Annotated in this window: 19 protein-coding genes; 8 read left to right on the top strand and 11 right to left on the bottom strand. The window is 71.5% G+C overall.

Going from position 1 to position 19,249, the window contains the following annotated elements; all coding sequences use genetic code 11:
* Positions 1–9: 9 nt before the first annotated feature.
* Complete coding sequence (locus ACWGSR_RS31000; RefSeq protein ID WP_453571433.1) at positions 10–1,131, bottom strand: helix-turn-helix domain-containing protein; 1,122 nt, start codon at positions 1,129–1,131, stop codon at positions 10–12.
* Positions 1,132–1,328: 197 nt separating this feature from the next.
* Entirely contained in the window at positions 1,329–2,354 is a 1,026-nt protein-coding gene (locus ACWGSR_RS31005) for an ATP-dependent 6-phosphofructokinase (protein ID WP_453571436.1), read from the bottom strand.
* A gap of 406 nt (positions 2,355–2,760) precedes the next feature.
* On the opposite strand from ACWGSR_RS31005, the gene pta reads away from it, so the two are divergent.
* The 3 genes from pta (at position 2,761) to pyk (ending at position 7,674) form a co-directional block, all read left to right on the top strand.
* Positions 2,761–4,842 (top strand): phosphate acetyltransferase, encoded by a 2,082-nt coding sequence (gene pta / locus ACWGSR_RS31010; RefSeq protein WP_376236547.1) that lies wholly within the window; start codon positions 2,761–2,763, stop codon positions 4,840–4,842.
* Entirely contained in the window at positions 4,839–6,161 is a 1,323-nt protein-coding gene (locus ACWGSR_RS31015; protein ID WP_376236543.1) for an acetate kinase, read from the top strand. Before pta ends, ACWGSR_RS31015 begins: the two co-directional genes overlap by 4 nt.
* A gap of 82 nt (positions 6,162–6,243) precedes the next feature.
* Entirely contained in the window at positions 6,244–7,674 is a 1,431-nt protein-coding gene (gene pyk / locus ACWGSR_RS31020) for a pyruvate kinase (RefSeq protein WP_376236539.1), read from the top strand.
* Between the two features lie 80 nt (positions 7,675–7,754).
* Here pyk and ACWGSR_RS31025 read toward each other — a convergent pair whose 3' ends face one another.
* From ACWGSR_RS31025 to ACWGSR_RS31040, 4 genes are all read right to left on the bottom strand, one after another.
* A complete protein-coding gene (locus ACWGSR_RS31025; protein WP_453571441.1) occupies positions 7,755–9,053 on the bottom strand; it encodes a hypothetical protein in 1,299 nt (432 codons plus the stop codon).
* On the bottom strand, positions 9,043–9,591 hold the full coding sequence (locus ACWGSR_RS31030; RefSeq protein WP_376236535.1) for a DUF6114 domain-containing protein: 549 nt from the start codon (positions 9,589–9,591) through the stop codon (positions 9,043–9,045). Before ACWGSR_RS31030 ends, ACWGSR_RS31025 begins: the two co-directional genes overlap by 11 nt.
* Positions 9,592–9,710: 119 nt before the next feature.
* Positions 9,711–10,382 (bottom strand): DUF6230 family protein, encoded by a 672-nt coding sequence (locus tag ACWGSR_RS31035; protein ID WP_376236533.1) that lies wholly within the window; start codon positions 10,380–10,382, stop codon positions 9,711–9,713.
* A 601-nt stretch (positions 10,383–10,983) separates the two neighbouring features.
* Entirely contained in the window at positions 10,984–11,949 is a 966-nt protein-coding gene (locus ACWGSR_RS31040) for a tetratricopeptide repeat protein (RefSeq protein ID WP_453571445.1), read from the bottom strand.
* A gap of 307 nt (positions 11,950–12,256) precedes the next feature.
* Between ACWGSR_RS31040 and ACWGSR_RS31045 the strand changes: the two genes are divergently transcribed.
* Positions 12,257–12,895: a TetR/AcrR family transcriptional regulator gene (locus ACWGSR_RS31045; protein ID WP_376236528.1), complete on the top strand. Its 639-nt coding sequence runs from the start codon at positions 12,257–12,259 to the stop codon at positions 12,893–12,895.
* Between the two features lie 48 nt (positions 12,896–12,943).
* Here ACWGSR_RS31045 and ACWGSR_RS31050 read toward each other — a convergent pair whose 3' ends face one another.
* From ACWGSR_RS31050 to ACWGSR_RS31070, 5 genes are all read right to left on the bottom strand, one after another.
* The gene (locus ACWGSR_RS31050) at positions 12,944–14,644 is read right to left on the bottom strand and encodes an acyl-CoA mutase large subunit family protein (RefSeq protein WP_376236524.1); all 1,701 of its coding nucleotides are present in this window, start codon (positions 14,642–14,644) and stop codon (positions 12,944–12,946) included.
* Positions 14,645–14,716: 72 nt separating this feature from the next.
* On the bottom strand, positions 14,717–15,049 hold the full coding sequence (locus ACWGSR_RS31055; protein WP_376236521.1) for a DUF3817 domain-containing protein: 333 nt from the start codon (positions 15,047–15,049) through the stop codon (positions 14,717–14,719).
* 43 nt (positions 15,050–15,092) lie between these two features.
* Complete coding sequence (locus ACWGSR_RS31060; protein ID WP_453571449.1) at positions 15,093–15,602, bottom strand: MarR family winged helix-turn-helix transcriptional regulator; 510 nt, start codon at positions 15,600–15,602, stop codon at positions 15,093–15,095.
* A 152-nt stretch (positions 15,603–15,754) separates the two neighbouring features.
* Positions 15,755–16,048: an MTH1187 family thiamine-binding protein gene (locus tag ACWGSR_RS31065; protein ID WP_453571452.1), complete on the bottom strand. Its 294-nt coding sequence runs from the start codon at positions 16,046–16,048 to the stop codon at positions 15,755–15,757.
* Positions 16,045–16,389 (bottom strand): DUF3817 domain-containing protein, encoded by a 345-nt coding sequence (locus tag ACWGSR_RS31070; RefSeq protein ID WP_030218767.1) that lies wholly within the window; start codon positions 16,387–16,389, stop codon positions 16,045–16,047. Before ACWGSR_RS31070 ends, ACWGSR_RS31065 begins: the two co-directional genes overlap by 4 nt.
* Positions 16,390–16,509: 120 nt before the next feature.
* Between ACWGSR_RS31070 and ACWGSR_RS31075 the strand changes: the two genes are divergently transcribed.
* From ACWGSR_RS31075 to ACWGSR_RS31090, 4 genes are all read left to right on the top strand, one after another.
* Positions 16,510–17,148 carry an AIM24 family protein gene (locus ACWGSR_RS31075; protein ID WP_453571455.1) on the top strand — a complete coding sequence of 213 codons (639 nt, stop codon included), beginning with the start codon at positions 16,510–16,512 and terminating at the stop codon, positions 17,146–17,148.
* The gene (locus ACWGSR_RS31080; RefSeq protein WP_376236512.1) at positions 17,148–17,798 is read left to right on the top strand and encodes an AIM24 family protein; all 651 of its coding nucleotides are present in this window, start codon (positions 17,148–17,150) and stop codon (positions 17,796–17,798) included. Before ACWGSR_RS31075 ends, ACWGSR_RS31080 begins: the two co-directional genes overlap by 1 nt.
* A complete protein-coding gene (locus ACWGSR_RS31085) occupies positions 17,795–18,580 on the top strand; it encodes an AIM24 family protein (protein WP_376236510.1) in 786 nt (261 codons plus the stop codon). The genes ACWGSR_RS31080 and ACWGSR_RS31085 overlap by 4 nt, the downstream gene beginning before the upstream one ends.
* 140 nt (positions 18,581–18,720) lie before the next feature.
* The gene (locus ACWGSR_RS31090; RefSeq protein ID WP_366371986.1) at positions 18,721–19,197 is read left to right on the top strand and encodes a MarR family winged helix-turn-helix transcriptional regulator; all 477 of its coding nucleotides are present in this window, start codon (positions 18,721–18,723) and stop codon (positions 19,195–19,197) included.
* The last annotated feature ends 52 nt before the right edge of the window (positions 19,198–19,249 follow it).

The raw sequence follows: 19,249 nt of genomic DNA on the forward strand, positions 1-19,249 counted from the left end.
GTCCTGGACCTAGTCCCGGCGGTCGAAGTCGAAGAGCTGGCCGGCGGCGTCCGGCGCGCAGGGGGCCAGGGCGAGACGGGCCCAGGCGGCCGTGCGGTCGCCGACGACGGTGACGCAGCCGCCGGGGGGCGCGGAGCCGGCCGGGACGATCCGGTAGCCCTCGACGGGGGTGCCGTACGGCTCCAGGGAGAACTGCTCGATCCGGGTGGGGTCGCCGCACTCGGAGTCCTCGTACGGCGCGCCGGGCACGCGCCCGCCGGAGGGGATGCCGGAGCAGCCGGCGCCGTAGTCGGGGTGGTCGGAGGCGATCCGCCACCGTCCGCCGCCCGCCTCCGCCAGCGCGTACAGCGGGACGTCCGCGGCGGCGCACGGCACCTGGTGGATCTGGCCGCTCCGGGTGCCGCGCCGCTCGCCGAGGCAGAGGTCGGTGGCGGCCACCCGGATGCGCACGTCGCCGGCGGCGGGCGCGGTGGGGGTGCGGGGCGGGTGCCCGGTGTGGCCGTCCCGCAGGAAGGCGACGACGCTGACCCCGGCGAACACGAGGGCGGCGACCGCGATCGCCGGGACGAGGAGGCGGCGTATTCGGGACCGGGCCCCGCCGTTCCCCGGCCCGGAAGGCTCGACGGCGGGGGCGGAGGGCCAGACGGGCGGGGCGTCGGGGGCCTCTTCGGGAGCGGGGGCCTCCTCGGGGGCGGAGGCCTCTTCGCGTACCGGGTCCGCCGGCTCCGCGCCCGTCGGCTCCGGTTCCTCCGGCGCGGGCTCCAGGTCCGGCCCCGGATCCGCGTCCGCGTCCGCGTCCGGACCCGCGTCCTCATCCGGATCCGCCTCCGTCACCCCGTACCCCCTCCGCTCCGTGAGTTCCCTCCGTACCGTCCGCCACTGGTCCGGCGCGGCCGGTCCGGCCCCGCACGCGCGGACGAAGGCGGTCAGGAGTTCCTCGCGGGGCAGGGTCGCGCGGGACAGCATGTTCGCCACCGTGGAGCGGGGCAGGACGTCCCCGCGCGCCTCCGCCCGCGCCGAGAGCTCGCGGTACGTCAGGCCCGACCAGTCCTTGAGCGCCCGGAGGCGCGCGAGGAACTCGGCGGGGCTCCGTGCGCCCCGCGGGTCAGGGGCGTGCTCCCCCGGTGTCATCCGCGCCTCCCCCTCCTCCCGGACGGGCGGACAGGATCGGGACATGTCCGGGACAGGCCCCAAGCCTTGTTGATCTCGCGCTCCGGCTCAAGAGTGGAATCCGGCATTTCCGGGGGCGTGCCGCACGGCAAGCGGCCCCGACCGTCCACGGGGGGACGGTCGGGGCCGCTTCCGGCGTACCGGGTCCGGGGCAGGCCCTAGAAGACGGACTCCGCCTCGCGCATGCGGTCCACCGGGACCCTCTTGAGCTGGGTCACGGCCTCCGCCAGCGGCACCATCTCGATGTTCGTGCCGCGCAGCGCCGTCATCCGCCCGAAGTCGCCGCGGTGCGCCGCCTCCACCGCGTGCCAGCCGAAGCGGGTCGCGAGGACGCGGTCGTACGCGGTCGGGGTGCCGCCGCGCTGGACGTGGCCGAGGATGACGGGACGGGCCTCCTTGCCGAGGCGCCGCTCCAGCTCGACGGCGAGCTGGGTGCCGATGCCCTGGAAGCGCTCGTGGCCGAACTGGTCGATCTCGCCCTTGGCGTACTCCATCGAGCCCTCGGCCGGGTGCGCGCCCTCGGCGACGCAGATGACCGCGAACTTCTTACCGCGCGCGAAGCGCTCCTCGACCATCTTGACGAGGTCGTCGACCTCGAAGGGGCGCTCGGGGAGGCAGATGCCGTGCGCGCCGCCGGCCATGCCGGACTCCAGCGCGATCCAGCCGGCGTGGCGGCCCATCACCTCGACGACCATCACGCGCTGGTGGGACTCGGCGGTGGTCTTGAGGCGGTCCATGGCCTCGGTGGCGACGCCGACGGCGGTGTCGAAGCCGAAGGTGCGGTCCGTGGAGGAGATGTCGTTGTCGATGGTCTTCGGGACGCCGACGACGGGCATGCCGGCGTCGGAGAGCATCCGGGCGGCGGTCAGGGTGCCCTCGCCGCCGATCGGGATGAGGACGTCGATGCCGTACTGATGGGCCAGGTCGGCGGCGGACTCGGCGGCCTCGCGCAGCCGGTTCCGCTCCAGGCGGGCCGAGCCGAGGATGGTGCCGCCGCGGGCCAGGATGCCGCTGACGGCGTTGAGGTCGAGGGGCCGGAAGTGGCCGTCGAGGAGGCCCTTGAACCCGTCCTCGAAGCCGATGACCTCGTCTCCGTGGCCGGTCATCGCCCGGTGCACGACCGACCGGATCACTGCGTTCAGGCCGGGGCAGTCGCCGCCTGCGGTGAGAACTCCGATGCGCATCGTGCTGTGTCTCCTGCTCGGTCGCGGTCCGTGTGAGCCAGGGCAATTCTCACACGCCGGGCCTGAGGGGCGCGCTCGCCGCCGTTCCGCGCGTCCCTCCCGGCGGCCCCCGGGCACCCTTCCGGCAGCTCTCACGAGGGCCCCCGGACACCCTTCCGGGGGCCCTCGCGGCGGCTCCCGGACGTCCCTCCCGCCGGCCTTCCCCCGGCCTCCCCCGGGGGCCTTTCGGCCCGGGGTTCCGGGCCTTTCGTCCGGCGGGCGACCTAACCACCGCCGGGGGTATTGTCAAGGGGGTAATGCCGCCCTATCGGGGCTTTCTGAGCCCTTTTGATTGACGTACGGGCCGGGAAGGCGGAGTGGGGGCACCGCCCGGGCCCTTCCGCAGGACTGGACAGGAGACCACGGCGTGACGCGCAGCGTGTACGTGACCGGGATCGACCGCGGTGACGGCCGCCAGGTCGTCGAGCTGGGAGTCATGGAGCTCCTGACCCGCCAGGTGGACCGGGTGGGGGTGTTCCGGCCGCTGGTGCACGACGGGCCCGACCGGCTCTTCGACCTGCTGCGCGCCCGCTACCGGCTCTCGCAGGACGCCTCGACGGTCTACGGCATGGACTACCAGGAGGCCTCCGCCCTCCAGGCCGAGCGGGGCACCGACGAGCTGGTCTCCCGGCTGGTCGACCGCTTCCACGCCGTCGCCCGGGAGTACGAGGTCGTCCTCGTCCTCGGCACCGACTTCGCCGCCACCCAGCTCCCCGACGAGCTGGCGATCAACGCCCGGCTCGCCAACGAGTTCGGCGCCTCCGTCATCCCGGTGGTCGGCGGCAAGGGCCAGTCGGCGGAGTCCGTGCGGGCCGAGGCGCGCAACGCCTTCCGGGCGTACGACGGGCTCGGCTGCGACGTGCTCGCGATGGTGGTCAACCGGGTGGCGGCCGAGGACCGGGAGGCGATCGCGGAGCGGCTCGCGGCCCGGCTGCCCGTGCCCTGCTACGTCCTGCCGGACGAGCCGGCCCTGTCGGCGCCGACCGTCGCCCAGATCACCCACGCGCTCGGCGCCACCGTCGTCCTCGGGGACGACGCCGGGCTCGCCCGGGACGCCCTGGACTTCGTCTTCGGCGGCGCGATGCTGCCGAACTTCCTGAACGCCCTGACGCCCGGCTGTCTGGTCGTCACCCCCGGGGACCGGGCCGACCTGGTCGTCGGCGCGCTCGCCGCGCACTCGGCCGGCACCCCGCCGATCGCCGGGGTGGTGCTCACCCTGAACGAGCGGCCCACCGAGGAGATCCTGACCCTGGCGGCCCGGCTCGCGCCCGGCACCCCGGTGGTCTCGGTCGCCGGGAACAGCTTCCCGACGGCCGCCGAACTCTTCGCCCTGGAGGGCAAGCTGAACGCGGCCACCCCGCGCAAGGCGGAGACCGCGCTCGGTCTGTTCGAGCGGCACGTGGACACCGCCGACCTGCTCAAGCGGGTCTCGGTGGCCCGCAGCGGCCGGGTCACCCCGATGATGTTCGAGCACGAGCTGCTCGAACAGGCGCGGGCCGACCGGCGCCGGGTGGTGCTGCCGGAGGGCACGGAGGAGCGGGTCCTGCGCGCGGCCGACGTGCTGCTGCGCCGGGACGTGTGCGACCTGACGCTGCTCGGCGACGTGGAGACCATCCGCAAGAAGGCCGCCGACCTGAGCGTGGACCTGCGCGAGACGCAGCTGATCGACCCGCACACCTCGGAGCTGCGGGACTCGTTCGCGGAGAAGTACGCGGCGCTGCGCGCCCACAAGGGCGTGACCGTGGAGCTGGCGTACGACGTGGTGTCGGACGTGAACTACTTCGGCACCCTGATGGTCCAGGAGGGGCTGGCCGACGGCATGGTGTCCGGCTCGGTGCACTCCACGGCCGCGACGATCCGCCCGGCCTTCGAGATCATCAAGACGAAGCCGGACGCCTCGATCGTCTCGTCGGTCTTCTTCATGTGCCTGGCGGACAAGGTCCTGGTGTACGGCGACTGCGCGGTCAACCCGGACCCGGACGCCGAGCAGCTCGCGGACATCGCCGTGCAGTCGGCGGCCACCGCGGCCCGGTTCGGCGTGGAGCCGCGGATCGCGATGCTCTCGTACTCCACGGGCACCTCGGGCTCCGGCGCCGACGTCGACAAGGTGCGAGAGGCGACCAAGCTCGTCCGGGAGGCGCACCCGGAGCTGCGGATCGAGGGGCCCATCCAGTACGACGCGGCCGTGGAGCCCTCGGTGGCGGCGACGAAGCTGCCGGGTTCGGAGGTGGCGGGGCAGGCGTCGGTGCTGATCTTCCCCGATCTGAACACCGGCAACAACACGTACAAGGCCGTGCAGCGTTCGGCCGGCGCCGTGGCCGTCGGCCCGGTCCTCCAGGGCCTGCGCAAGCCCGTGAACGACCTCTCGCGCGGCGCGCTCGTCAGCGACATCGTCAACACGGTCGCCATCACGGCGATCCAGTCCCAGGGTCAGGAGCTCCCCGCATGACCGCGCCCACGTCCACGTCCGCTCCCACGCGCGTACTCGTCCTCAACTCCGGTTCCTCGTCGCTGAAGTACCAGCTCATCGACATGCGCGACGGCAGCCGCCTGGCCCAGGGGCTCGTGGAGCGGATCGGCGAGGAGACCTCGCGGCTCGCGCACACCCCGCTCCGGGAGGGGGGCGGCGGCCGGCGCGAGAAGAACGGTCCGATCTCCGACCACTCGGCCGCCCTGAAGGCGGTCGCCGGGGAGCTGGCGGCGGACGGGCTCGGCCTGGACTCCCCCGAACTGGCGGCGATCGGGCACCGGGTGGTGCACGGCGGGCTGCGGTTCACCGAGCCGACGGTGATCGACGGCGAGGTGCTCGCGGAGATCGAGCGGCTCGTGCCGGTGGCGCCGCTGCACAACCCGGCGAACCTGATCGGCATCCGCACGGCGATGGTGCTGCGGCCCGACCTGCCGCAGGTGGCGGTCTTCGACACCGCCTTCCACACCACGATGCCGGAGTCGGCGGCGCGGTACGCGATCGACGTGGAGACCGCCGACGCGCACCGGATCCGGCGGTACGGATTCCACGGCACCTCGCACGCGTACGTCTCGCGGGAGACGGCGCGGCTGCTCGGCAAGGAGCCGGAGGAGGTGAACGTGATCGTGCTGCACCTGGGGAACGGGGCGTCCGCGTCGGCGGTGCGGGGCGGCCGGTGCGTGGACACCTCGATGGGCCTGACGCCCCTGGAGGGCCTGGTCATGGGGACCAGGTCGGGCGACATCGACCCGGCGGTCACCTTCCACCTGCGGCGGGTGGCGGGGATGTCGGCGGACGAGATCGACGTCCTGCTGAACAAGCGGTCCGGTCTGGTGGGGCTCTGCGGCGACAACGACATGCGGGAGATCCGCCGCCGGATCGACGAGGGCGACGAGCGGGCGGCGCTCGCCTTCGACGTCTACGTCCACCGCCTGAAGAAGTACATCGGGGCGTACTACGCGGTGCTCGGCCGGGTGGACGCGGTGGCCTTCACGGCGGGCGTCGGCGAGAACGCGGCACCGGTGCGGCAGGCGGCGATCGCGGGTCTGGAGGAGCTGGGGCTCGCGGTGGACGCGGAGCTCAACGCGGTGCGCTCGGACGAGGCGCGGTTCATCTCGCCGGAGTACGCGCGGGTGGCGGTCGCCGTGGTGCCGACGGACGAGGAGCTGGAGATCGCGCGCCAGAGCTACGCGCTCGTACGGGGCCCGGTCGGGCGGGAGCCGGTTGGGCAGGATCCGCTCGGGCAGGAGCCGCTCGTGCGGGACCTGCTCGAACGGGACGCGGAGGCCTCGAACGAGTGATCGCTTGAGCGGCCGCCCGCCCATTTGTACTTTCCGCCAGTCGGAATATTCCGCAGTGAAACAAACCGATAGGATCCGCCTCATGCGCCGTTCCAAAATCGTCTGCACGCTGGGCCCCGCCGTCGACTCGTATGAGCAGCTGAAGGCTCTCATCGAGGCCGGCATGAACGTGGCCCGATTCAACTTCAGCCACGGTACCCAGGCAGAGCACCAGGAGCGGTACGACCGCGTCCGGCAGGTCTCCGCGGACACCGGGCGGGCCGTCGGCGTCCTCGCCGACCTCCAGGGTCCGAAGATCCGTCTGGAGACCTTCGCCGAGGGACCGGTCGAGCTGGTGCGCGGTGACGAGTTCACCATCACCACCGAGGACGTCCCGGGCGACAAGTCGATCTGCGGCACCACCTACAAGGGTCTGCCGGGCGACGTCTCCAAGGGCGACCAGGTCCTCATCAACGACGGCAACGTCGAGCTGCGGGTGGTCGAGGTCGAGGGCCCCCGGGTCAGGACCATCGTCATCGAGGGCGGTGTCGTCTCGGACCACAAGGGCATCAACCTGCCCGGCGCGGCCGTGAACGTCCCGGCCCTGTCCGAGAAGGACGTCGACGACCTGCGCTTCGCCCTGCGGATGGGCTGCGACATGGTCGCCCTGTCGTTCGTGCGGGACGCCGACGACGTCAAGGACGTCCACAAGGTGATGGACGAGGAGGGCCGCCGGGTCCCCGTCATCGCCAAGGTGGAGAAGCCGCAGGCCGTCGAGAACATGGCCGACGTCGTCGCCGCGTTCGACGCGGTCATGGTGGCCCGCGGCGACCTCGCCGTGGAGTACCCGCTGGAGAAGGTCCCGATGGTGCAGAAGCGCCTGGTGGAGCTCTGTCGCCGGAACGCCAAGCCGGTCATCGTCGCCACCCAGATGATGGAGTCGATGATCACCAACTCGCGTCCGACCCGCGCCGAGGCGAGCGACGTCGCCAACGCCATCCTGGACGGCGCGGACGCGGTCATGCTGTCGGCCGAGTCCTCGGTCGGCGCGTACCCGATCGAGACCGTCAAGACGATGTCGAAGATCGTCACGGCGGCCGAGGAGGAGCTGCTCTCCAAGGGCCTCCAGCCCCTGGTCCAGGGCAAGAAGCCGCGCACCCAGGGCGGTTCGGTGGCCCGCGCGGCCTGCGAGATCGCGGACTTCCTGGGCGGCAAGGCGCTGGTCGCCTTCACCCAGTCCGGCGACACCGCCCGCCGCCTCTCGCGCTACCGCGTCCAGCAGCCGATCCTCGCCTTCACGACGGACGAGAACACCCGCAACCAGCTCACCCTGAGCTGGGGCGTCGAGTCCTTCGTCGTCCCGCACGTGGACAACACCGACGCGATGGTCGACCTCGTGGACGCCGAGCTCCTCAAGCTCCAGCGCTACAACGAGGGCGACACCATGGTCATCACGGCCGGCTCGCCCCCCGGCGTCCCCGGCACCACGAACATGGTCCGGGTGCACCACCTGGGCGGCGGCGAGCGCGCCTGACGCGCCCCGCACGCATGCCGAAGCCCCCGTCCGGTGCGGACGGGGGCTTCGGCGTGCGGCTCCCGGAGCGGTACGGGGGATCAGCCGGGCTCGATCGTGTTGCGGAGGCCCGGGACCTTGAGGGTGCCGCCGAACTGGCCGGCCTGCTTGATCTTCACGTCGGTGAACCAGACGACCGGGATGTCCAGCGGGGGCGGGGACTCCGGGCTGAAGGTGACCCGGACGAAGGGGAGACCGAAGATGTTGCCCTTCAGCTCCTCCGTGTACATCGTCACCGTGCCGCCGGTGATGGTCGACGGGCCGGCCTTGGGGTCGGTGGGAAGGGAGCGGACGTGGGCCTTGCGGCCCTCGGAGTGGGCCGCGATCTGGTGCAGGTCCTTGATCACCACGGTGCTCGCGGTGAACTTCAGCACCTTCTTGATCTTGCCGCCGTAGGTCTTCACCTCGACGATGCCGTGGTACTTCAGGCCCAGCAGATCGAGCTTCGAGCTCTCCAGGACCCACGGCTCGTCCGGGAGCAGCGGGATGCCCGGCTCCAGTTCGGCCGCCGCGAGCGCCGCGTCGTCGCGCTCGGGGCACGGGAAGCGGGGCTTGGCGCCCTCGGGTATGTCCTCGTCCTTCTTGGCGTCGAGGCCCTTCGCGCTCTCGGGCAGCTCCTCGACCGCGGCACCGGCCTTCTCGGCGGCCTCGCGGATCGCGGCCTTCTTCTTCTCCGCGGCCGGGTCGGCGGCCGGCTTCGTGGCCGGATCGGCGGCCGGCTTCGCGGCTCCGGTGGGCTTCGGCGCGGTGGCCGTCTTCGGCGCGGTGGCCGGGGCCTGGGTCGTCGGCGCCGCCGTGGTGGGCGTGGCCGTCGGCTTCGGGTCCGGGCCGTCGAAGAGGTCCTTCAGCGCGTCGCCCAGACCCAGCGGGTCCAGCGGGTTCTTCGACTGCGTCGGCGTGGGTGCGGCCGTCGTGGTCGGCGTGGCGGCGGGCTTCGGAGCCGTGGTGGTGGTCAGCTTCCGCTGCGTGGTCACCTGCCCGGTCGCGGTCGGCGTCGGCGCGGCGGTGGCGGAGGGAGTGGCCGAGGGGGAGGTGGTCGCGGTCGCCGAGGGGGTGGCCGTCGGCTTCGCCGTCTCCTTCTCCTTCTCCTTCTCCGAGGCCTCCGGCGTCGGCTCGTCCGAGCGCGTCACGCAGGGGCCGGGGGCGAAGGGGACGTCCTTGTCGTCGGCGAGGGCGATCTTGGGCGTGAGGCCCATGCCCACGAACACCGCGGTCGGCATGGCGGCCAGCGCCATCGCCTTGCCCGCGGGGCCCTGGATCCTGTTCAGCAGCGACTTGCGTGGGGCCGCGTGGCGCGGTCCGCCCTTCGCGAGCGCCGGCTGGGTCTCGTCACCCCGCACTGTTCCTCCCGCCGTTGGCATCGAACGTCTTCTGGGTCGCGTGGTGCTCCGGTCCGCGCTGCTCCGGGAGTCCGGCCGTCAGCACGGCCCCGGCTTCGGCGGAGGCCTCCGGCTCGGCGTCGTCCTCCGTGTCCACGGTCTCCTCGACCGGCGGCGCGGGAGCCCAGGCGATGGACATGCCGCCCCCGATGAGGGCGAGCAGGAATCCGACGCCGAGACCGCCGAAGTTCGACACGGGGATGGAGACCAGTCCGAGGACGATCGTCGCGACGCCCGCGAAGACCCGTACGGCGGGCTGGAACCACATCATCAGACCGAGCGTGATGAGCAGGGTGCCGATGATCAGCGCGCTGGATCCGGCGGTCGTCTTCATCGCGAGGGTGATGTTGCCGAGCCGCATGTCTCCGTAGGGGAGGTAGGCGATCGGCACGCCACCGAGGAGGGTGAACAGTCCCGCCCAGAAGGGCCGGGTCTGCCGCCAGACCTTGAACCGGTTCTCCTTGGGGACTTCGCGGGAGGCAGGGGTCTCGGCGCTCATGGAAAACAGCTCCCTGGAAGCGGTGTTGCTGAGAAGTGGAGATGAGAAGAGAGGGGCCCGGCGGGCGGGACCGCGCACGGCGGTCCCGCCCCTCCGGGGCAGATCGGTCCGGGGACCGGTCAGCCCTTGAAGCACTCCTTCTCCGTGCCCTGGTGCAGGGACAGGTTCAGGTCGGGAAGCCTGAAGGTGGCGGCCGTGGTGGCCCACGCCTTCTGCCTGACGTTGCTCAGGGTGGCGTCCTTGGCGCGCTGGCCGAAGCCGAACTTGTTGGCCTCGGTGTTGGGCTGGATGCCCTGCCCGCCCTCGTACTTCGGGAGGGAGCCGGCCGCGACGCCGATGTCGATCTGCTTGAACTCGGCGTCGGCCTCCAGGGAGGAGACGTCGAGGTACAGGTCCTTCGCGTAGACCTGCTCGTCCGTGTCGCCCTTCTTGGCGGCGGCGCTGTTGCCGGCCTCCAGGCGGAGGGTGATGTTACCGAGACCCGGAACCGGCGTCACGACCGACTGGCACATGTTGGTGATGTGGGCCGTGTCGAAGCCGGAGACCGCGACCGGGGCGCCGAACGGCGTGCCGTCCAGCTTGTTGCCCTTGGCGATGCTGCCGTACTGGACGAACTCGGTGCCCACCAGCTTGTCGGTGGAGACCTTGAACTCCTGGCCGGAGATCGCGAACGACGCGGCGAGCGCGCCCTGCGCCAGGCCGACGCCGATCGCCGCCGTGGCGACCACGCTGGGCACCATGACGACGGCGAAACGCTTCCATCTGGTCCCGCCACGAACCTGGGACTTCATGAGAATCCTCCTTCTCGGACGTACATCTCCAGAAGGGGCGTGGGCCCGTTCTGCGATGGGAGAAGAGCTACGTCCTCGGGAAGGAGAGCGCCGGGGCGTCGAACGACGCGCTGCGCGTCCGAGTCACCGGCGATCACCCCCGAGCGACAACCATGGGTCACGCGGTGCGCGTGACCTGATCGGACAGGCCCCGTTCGGTGAGAGCGGGAACCCCCCTGTCCGCGACCGGCGCCGGAGCACCGGTCCGCCCGGTGGGGACCCTCCCCGTGATCCCGGTTGGTTGCCGGGGTCGTGCGGTTCGGACCGAGCGTGGCCGATCGTGGTCCATTCCGGGCGCCCGCACAAGGGGGTTCGTTACCGGCTAGTAACGGGTGCATAACCACGCCATGGCGGGACGGGACCGAACGGGCACACAGGGTGCGTTCGAAGGGAGGGGAATGTCAGGAGATCGCCGGATGAATCCGGGCAGAACGCCGGGTTCGATTTACTGCAAGTAACAGCGGCCGCGATTACCAAGTTTTGGTAAAGCGCGGCCGCGTTTTGTCACTCAGCTGCCAAATCGCCGGACGATTCGGCGCGGGGAGCGGGGGTCTCGAACGCCTCAGAACAGCACGCGTGCGAGCGCCTGCCGGGCCGCCGTCACCCTCGGGTCGTCGGCGCCGATCACCTCGAACAGCTCCAGGAGCCGCAGCCGCGCCGCGTCCCGGTCCTCGCCGGCCGTGCGGCGCACGGTCTCCACCAGGCGCCCGAAGGCGTCCTGCACGTGGCCGCCCGCCAGATCGAGGTCGGCGGCGGCGAGCTGCGCGGTGACGTCGGCCGGGTCGTCGGCGGCGTTCCTGCGGACGGCGCCCGGGTCCAGGTCCTGCACGCGGGCGAGGAGTTCGGCCTGCGCGAGGCCGAGCTTGGCCTCCGGGTGGGCCGGGTCGTCGGCGAGCACGTTCTTGTAGGCCTGGACGGCACCGGCCAGGTCGCCCGCGTCGAGCGCCACCATGGCCGCTTCGAGGAGGGAGTCGTACGGGCCGGCGGGCCGCTCGGCGGGGGCCGAGGGGTCGGCGTCCGCGTCCACGACGATGCCGGTGAGGCCGAAGCGCTCCTCGCCGACCGCGATGAGCTGGTCGAGGGTCTCGCGGATCTGGGCCTCGGGCACCGCGCCCTGGAAGAGCGGCAGCGCCTGACCGGCGACCACCGCGAAAACGGCCGGAATTCCCTGGATGCCGAACTGCTGCATCAGCATCTGGTTGGCGTCGACGTCGATCTTCGCGAGCAGGAAGCGGCCGTGGTACTCGACGGCGAGCCGCTCCAGGAGGGGGCCGAGCTGCTTGCAGGGCTCGCACCACTCGGCCCAGAAGTCGAGGACGACCGGGACCTCGGCGGAACGCTGGAGCACATCGCGCTCGAAGCCCGCCTCGTCGACGTCGATCACCAGGGCGGACGGGGGCACGGCGGCCGTTCCGCCCTGCCGGGCGGCTTCGGCGCGCACCTGCTCCGCCTTCGCCTTGGCCTCTCCGGCCGCCTTCACCGCGGCGAGGTCGACGACGCCGCTCATGGACATGTTTCGGGGCTGCATGGCTACATCCTCCCCCTTCCGCGCGCGTAACCGTTAAGCCGTGGCCGAACCGCGCCGTCCACCCGCCTCCCGCCGGTGTGCGAGACGCGTGGACGACACGGTTGCCCGTCTTCTGTTGTCTGCTGTGCACCGGGTCCCCACCCGGTGCCGTGGTTGTCGCTCGGGCCGCTCAAAGCCTTTCGCTACGAGTCGTAGCGTAACTGCCGGGGCGGAGGCGGCGGGAGGGCGCACGGTCGATCCGTACGGTGAACTGCCTCACATCGCGGGCCTCTGGCGCCGTACCTACCGGCGGGTATGGTCGTCGTCCATGTGTAGCCGCACCCCCCGCAGCAGCCGTACCGGCCGCCCCCGCTCCACCGAGGCCGACGAGGCCATCCTGGAGGCGACCCGCGCGGCCCTGGTCGAGCTGGGCTGGTCCAAGCTCACGATGGGGGACGTCGCCGGCCGCGCCGGGGTTGCGAAGACGACCCTCTACCGCCGCTGGGCCAACAAGAGCGAACTGGTGGTGGACGCGGTCGCCGTCCTCTTCGACGAGCTCGAACTCCCCGACCTGGGCACGCTCCGGGCCGACATCGAGCACGTGGTGCTCCAGTTCGCGGCGCTCCTGGAGCGCCCCGAGACCAAGACGGCCCTGATGGCGGTGGTCGCCGAGTCGACCCGGGACGAGCCGCTGCGCCGGCGCATCCGCGCCTCCATCGTCGACCGCCAGAAGCGCCTCGTCCTGGAGGGCCGGATGCGGGCGCAGCGGCGCGGCGAGCTCCCGGCCGACCGGGACCTGCCGGCCGTCGGCGCCACCGACGACCTGATCTTCGACGTGATCGCGGGCGCGGTCGTGCACCGCGCCCTGGTCAGCGCCGAGCCGGTGGACGGGCCGTGGGTGGCGCGCCTGTCGGCCCTCCTGGTGGGGGGCCTGGGCGCGGCGGCCGCCGGGGACCGGGACGCGTGAGGGGCGGTACGGGAAATCCCGTACCGCCCCTGCCTCGCGCCGGGCGCCTCAGAAGCCCGGGGGCTCCGTGTAGACGCCCCACTCGTCGCGCAGGGCGTCGCAGATCTCGCCGAGGGTGGCCTCGGCGCGGACGGCCTCCAGCATCGGCCCGATCATGTTCGAGCCGTCGCGGGCGGCGGCCAGCATGGCGTCGAGCGAGGCGCGGACCTTCGCGTCGTCCCGGCGCGCCCTGCGCTCGCCGAGGATGCGGACCTGCTCGCGCTCGACCTCGTGGCTGACCCGGAGGATCTCCAGGTCGCCGGTGACGGAGCCGTGGTGGACGTTGACGCCGACGACCCGCTTGTCGCCCTTCTCCAGGGAGCGCTGGTACTGGAAGGCGGACTCGGCGATCTCGCCGGTGAACCAGCCGTCCTCGATGCCGCGCAGGATGCCGGAGGTGATCGGGCCGATCGGGTGCCGCCCGTCCGGGTGGGCGCGGCGGCCGCGCTCCTTGATCCGGTCGAAGATCCGCTCGGCGTCGGCCTCGATGCGGTCGGTGAGCTGCTCGACGTACCAGGAACCGCCCAGCGGATCCGCGACGTTGGCGACGCCGGTCTCCTCCATGAGCACCTGCTGGGTGCGCAGCGCGATCTCGGCGGCCTGCTCGCTGGGGAGGGCGAGGGTCTCGTCGAGGGCGTTGGTGTGCAGGGAGTTGGTGCCGCCGAGGACGGCGGAGAGGGCCTCGACCGCGGTCCGCACGACGTTGTTGTACGGCTGCTGGGCGGTGAGGGAGACGCCGGCGGTCTGGGTGTGGAAGCGGAGCCACTGCGCCTTGTCGGTCTTCGCGCCGTACACCTCCTTCATCCAGCGGGCCCAGATCCGGCGGGCGGCGCGGAACTTGGCGATCTCCTCGAAGAAGTCGAGGTGGGCGTCGAAGAAGAAGGAGAGGCCGGGGGCGAAGACGTCAACGTCCAGGCCCCGGGAGAGGCCCAGTTCCACGTAGCCGAAGCCGTCGGCGAGGGTGTACGCCAGCTCCTGCGCGGCCGTCGCCCCGGCCTCGCGGATGTGGTAGCCGGAGACGGAGAGCGGCTTGTACGCGGGGATCTTCGCCGCGCAGTGCTCCATCAGGTCGCCGATGAGGCGCAGATGGGGCTCGGGCTCGAAGAGCCACTCCTTCTGCGCGATGTACTCCTTGAAGATGTCGGTCTGGAGCGTGCCGTTGAGCACGGCCGGATCGACGCCCTGGCGCTCGGCGGCGACGAGGTACATGCAGAAGGCCGGGACGGCGGGTCCGGAGATCGTCATGGACGTCGTGACGTCGCCGAGCGGGATGTCCTTGAAGAGGACCTCCATGTCGGCGGCGGAGTCGATGGCGACGCCGCAGTGGCCGACCTCGCCGAGGGCGCGGGGGTCGTCGGAGTCGCGGCCCATGAGGGTGGGCATGTCGAAGGCGACGGAGAGGCCGCCGCCGCCGGCGGCCAGGATCATCTTGTACCGCTCGTTGGTCTGCTCGGCGTTGCCGAAGCCGGCGAACTGGCGGATGGTCCAGGTCCGGCCTCGGTAGCCGGTCGGGTGGAGGCCCCGGGTGAAGGGGTACTCACCGGGCCAGCCGATGCGCTCGAACCCCTCGTAGACGTCCCCGGGCCGGGGCCCGTAGACGGGCTCGACGGCGTCGCCGGAGAGCGTGGTGAAGTCGGCGTCCCGCTTGCGGGCCTTGTCGTAACGGGCCTGCCAGCGACGGCGGCCTTCCTCGATGGCGTCAGCGTCCATGCTTCGAATTTACTAGGACGTCCTAGTAAATGTCGATGGCAGACCCCGCGCCGGTGTGGCGCGGGGTGGGGGTTAGACCTTGGCGGGGACGGCCTGCGCGCCGCTGACCAGCGGAAGCGTCTCGCGGTGGACCTTGCGCTCGACGAAGAAGGCGGCGAAGGGGATGGTCCCGGAGACCAGCACCCAGAGCAGCTTGCCGAACGGCCAGCGGGCCTTGGAGCCCAGGTCGAAGGCGAAGACCAGGTAGATGATGTAGAGGACGCCGTGGGTCTGGGAGACCGCGAAGGTCACGTCCTCGCCCATGTCGAACCCGTACTTGAAGACCATGCAGGTGCACAGCACGAGCAGCATGACGGCGGTCACGTACGCCATGACGCGGTAGCGGGTCAGCACGCTGGATTTCATGCCGTCGAGCGTAACCGTACGTTCCGGGCGATCTTCGGGCGGGTCAGGCCTCGTCGAAGTCGTTCGCCGACACCCGGAGCGGGCGGAGCATCGCGAAGATCTCGGCGCACTCCTCGGCGTCGTAAGCGCCGAGGCCGAAGTCCATCTCCATCAGGTCGCGGGTGGCCGCCTCGACCACCTCGCGGCCCTTGTCGGTGATGGTGGCGAGGGTGCCGCGGCCGTCGTTGGGGTTGGGGCGCTTGGCGACGAGGCCGGACCTCACGAGCCGGTCGACCGTGTTCGTGACCGAGGTGGGGTGGACCATCAGCCGCTCGCCGATCTTGGACATCGGCAGCTCGCCGGCCTTGGAGAAGGTCAGCAGGACCAGGGCCTCGTACCGCGCGAAGGTCAGGCCGTACGGCTTGACGACGGCGTCGACCTCCGCGAGGAGGATCTGGTGGGCGCGCATGATCGAGGTGATCGCGGCCATCGAGGGGACCGGTCCCCAGCGCTTCTGCCAGAGTTCGTCGGCGCGGGCGATGGGGTCGAAGGGGAGACTGAGCGGCTTCGGCACGCGTCGACCTTACCCATGGGGAACATGGCGGTCAGCCCCGTCTCGTCCTTCGGTCGCCCCGGCCGCCGATCCGCCGGAGGGCCTCGCGGGGCGGACGACGAGACCCCGCTCCGGTCCGGAGCGGGGCCTCGGGAAGGGGTGCCGGGCGGGCGTCAGGCGCCGAGGTGGCGCTCCACGGTCGCGACCTTCGCGGTCAGGCCGTCCGTCACGCCGGGGCGGATGTCGGCCTTGAGGACGACGGAGACGCGGGGCGCGCGGGCCTCGACGGCGGCGACGGCGCGCTTGACGACGTCCATGACTTCATCCCAGTCACCTTCGATCGAGGTGAACATCGCGTCGGTGCGGTTCGGCAGGCCGGACTCGCGGACGACCCGGACGGCGTCGGCGACGTACTCGCCGACCTCCTCGCCCACGCCGAGCGGAGTCACCGAGAAGGCGACGATCACGCGTTCACCGTGCCCTCGCGGCGGGCGCGGGACGCGATGACCGCGTCCTCGGCCTCGCGCTTCAGCTTCCGCTCGGCGTAGAAGCCGCCCAGCGGCAGCACCGAGAGGACGAAGTAGAGGGCGGCGGTGCCGAAGCTCCACTTGGTCCGGTTCCAGGCGTCCAGCCAGAAGAGCACGTACAGGACGAACAGGATGCCGTGGACGGCCCCCATGACCGGCACCGCGTTGAACTCCGTCGTCCGCTTGAGCACCGAGCAGACGAGCAGGAGCAGGAACGAGACGGCCTCCGGCGCGGAGACGAGCCGGAGCCGGTGGAGGGAGGAGGCGGTCTTGATGTCCACGGAGGGGATCACCTTCGTTCGGTCTCGTGACGCGATCTTGTGAACGGATGCACAAGGGCCCGTCCATTGTGCACGGCGACTTTGCTGTCCCTTTAGGCGGGTCCCCAGTACCTTCGGGCCGTGGCAACGTTCCGACTGCAAGGCAGCAAGGTGCTCGCCGTCTCCCTGACCGGTGACGCCGTGAAGGCGAAGAACGGCTCGATGGTCGCCTACGACGGCCAGATGGCGTTCAAGAAGATGAGCGGGGGCGGCGAGGGCCTGCGCGGCATGGTGACCCGCCGGCTCACGGGCGAGCAGATGGAGGTGATGGAGGTGCGCGGGCAGGGGACCTGCTGGTTCGCCGACCGGGCCTCCGAGATCAACCTCGTCTCCCTGCACGGCGACAAGCTCTGGGTGGAGGCGAGCAACCTGCTCTGCACCGACGCGGGGCTGCGCACCGGCACCACCTTCACGGGCCTGCGCGGCGGGGCCACCGGCAACGGCCTCTTCACCACGACCGTGGAGGGGACGGGCCAGGCGGCGATCATGTCGGACGGCCCGGCGGTGGTGCTGCGGGTGACCCCGCAGTATCCGCTCCAGGTCGACCCCGGCGCGTACATCGCCCACCAGGGCAACCTCAAGGAGCACTTCCAGTCGGGCGTGACCTTCCGCACCTTCATGGGCGAGGGCGGCGGCGAGGCCTTCCAGATCCGCTTCGAGGGGGACGGCCTGGTGTACGTCCAGCCCAGCGAGCGGAACACGATCGGGGGCGACGTCTGATGCCGTTCCGCGAGATCAACTCGAAGATGGTCGAGGCGACCGTCGTCCCGGGGCAGCGGATGTTCAGTCAGCGCGGCGCGATGCTGGCGTACCGGGGGGACGTCACTTTCACGCCGAACACGGCGGGCGGCCAGGGCGGCCTGATGTCGATGATCGGGCGCCGGGTGGCCGGCGAGGCGACCCCGCTGATGACGGTCGAGGGCAGCGGCACGGTGATGTTCGGGCACGGCGGCCACCACATCCAGGTGATCGCGCTGACCGGCGACACCCTGTACGTCGAGGCCGACCGGCTGCTCGCCTTCGACGGGACCCTGGAGCAGGGCACGATGTTCATGGGCTCGCAGGGCGGGGTCATGGGCATGGTCCGGGGCCAGGTGACCGGCCAGGGCCTCTTCACCACCACCCTGAAGGGCCACGGTTCGGTGGCCGTGATGGCGCACGGCGGCGTGATCGAGCTGCCGATCGTCCCGGGCCGCCCGGTGCACGTGGACCCGCAGGCGTACGTGGCCCACCACGGCGACGTGCGGAACAAGCTCTCCACCGCGCTCGGCTGGCGGGACATGGTGGGGCGCGGCTCGGGCGAGGCGTTCCAGCTGGAGCTGAGCGGCAGCGGCGCGGTGTACGTCCAGGCCTCGGAGGAGAAGCTGTGAGCACCCCTGTCATCCACGACCCGCAGACCCTGCCGTCGGACGACAACGTCAACCCGTACACCTTCTGCGTCGAGCTGAAGGGATCCCAGTGGTTCCTGCAGAAGGGCAAGATGATCGCCTACTACGGGCGGATCGAGTTCAACGGCATCGGGCACGGACGGCTCGACCGGCTGGTGCGGACGTCCTTCCACTCGCCGCTGCACGCGAGCGACTGGGTGGTGGCCGAGGGCAGCGGCAAGATGCTCCTCGCGGACCGGGCCTTCGACGTGAACTCCTTCGACCTGGACGAGGGCAACCTGACGATCCGGTCGGGGAACCTGCTGGCCTACCAGCCGACCCTGGCGCTGAAGCAGTCGATCGTGCCGGGCTTCGTGACGCTGATCGGGACGGGCAAGTTCGTGGCCGCGTCGAACGGTCCGGTGGTCTTCATGGAGCCGCCGATGCGGGTGGACCCGCAGGCGCTCGTCGGCTGGGCGGACTGCCCCTCGCCCTGCCACCACTACGACCACGGCTACCTGACGGGCGTGATGGGCGGCCTGCGGTCCCTGACGGGCCTGGGCGGCACCTCGGGCGAGGAGCACCAGTTCGAGTTCGTGGGGGCGGGCACGGTGCTGCTCCAGTCCACGGAGCTGCTGATGGCGGAGCGGGACGCCGGTGCTCCCCCGGCCCAGGCGGGCGTTCCCGGCGGTCACGGCGGGTACGGTTCAGGCCACGGGCAGCAGGGTTCGACACCGCGCCTTCCCGGCCAGCTGGGGGACCTCCAGCGTCGCTTCGGGCTGTGAGCGGTAGTCTGCGGACCGTGACGCCCTCGAACGCCTGCGCCTGCGGCGGAGTGGGGAACGCGCTCGGGTGGGGCCCCGGGTGCCCGGCGTCACCCTCCCAGATTTCGTCAAGAATTCAACTTCTTAGGTAGAATCCACATATGGAGACCGAGACGGCCACCCCGTGGCTCACCGACGGCGAGCAGTGTGCCTGGCGCACCTTCCTGGACGTCCAGAGGATGCTGACGCACCAGTTGGAGAAGGACCTCCAGCCCTTCGGCCTGACGATGAACGACTACGAGATCCTGGTGAACCTCTCCGAGTCGGCCGAGCGCCGGCTGCGCATGAGCGACCTCGCCGCGGCCACCCTCCAGTCGAAGAGCCGCCTCTCCCACCAGATCACCCGGATGGAGAACGCCGGCCTGGTCCGGCGCGAGAACTGCGAGTCCGACCGGCGCGGCCTGTACGCCGTCCTCACCGACCAGGGCATGGAGACCATGCGCAAGGTCGCCCCGCACCACGTGGAGTCGGTGCGCAGGCACTTCATCGACCAGCTCACCCCCGAGGCGCTCGGCGACCTCCACGAGTCCCTGAAGCCGGTCGCGGAGCAGCTCCGCGGACGCCGCGGCAAGCCGTAGCCGGTAGTCCCGCACGTACGCGAGAGGGCCTCCCCGGTGATCCGGGGAGGCC

It is taken from the genome of Streptomyces sp. NPDC055632, from assembly GCF_053618675.1.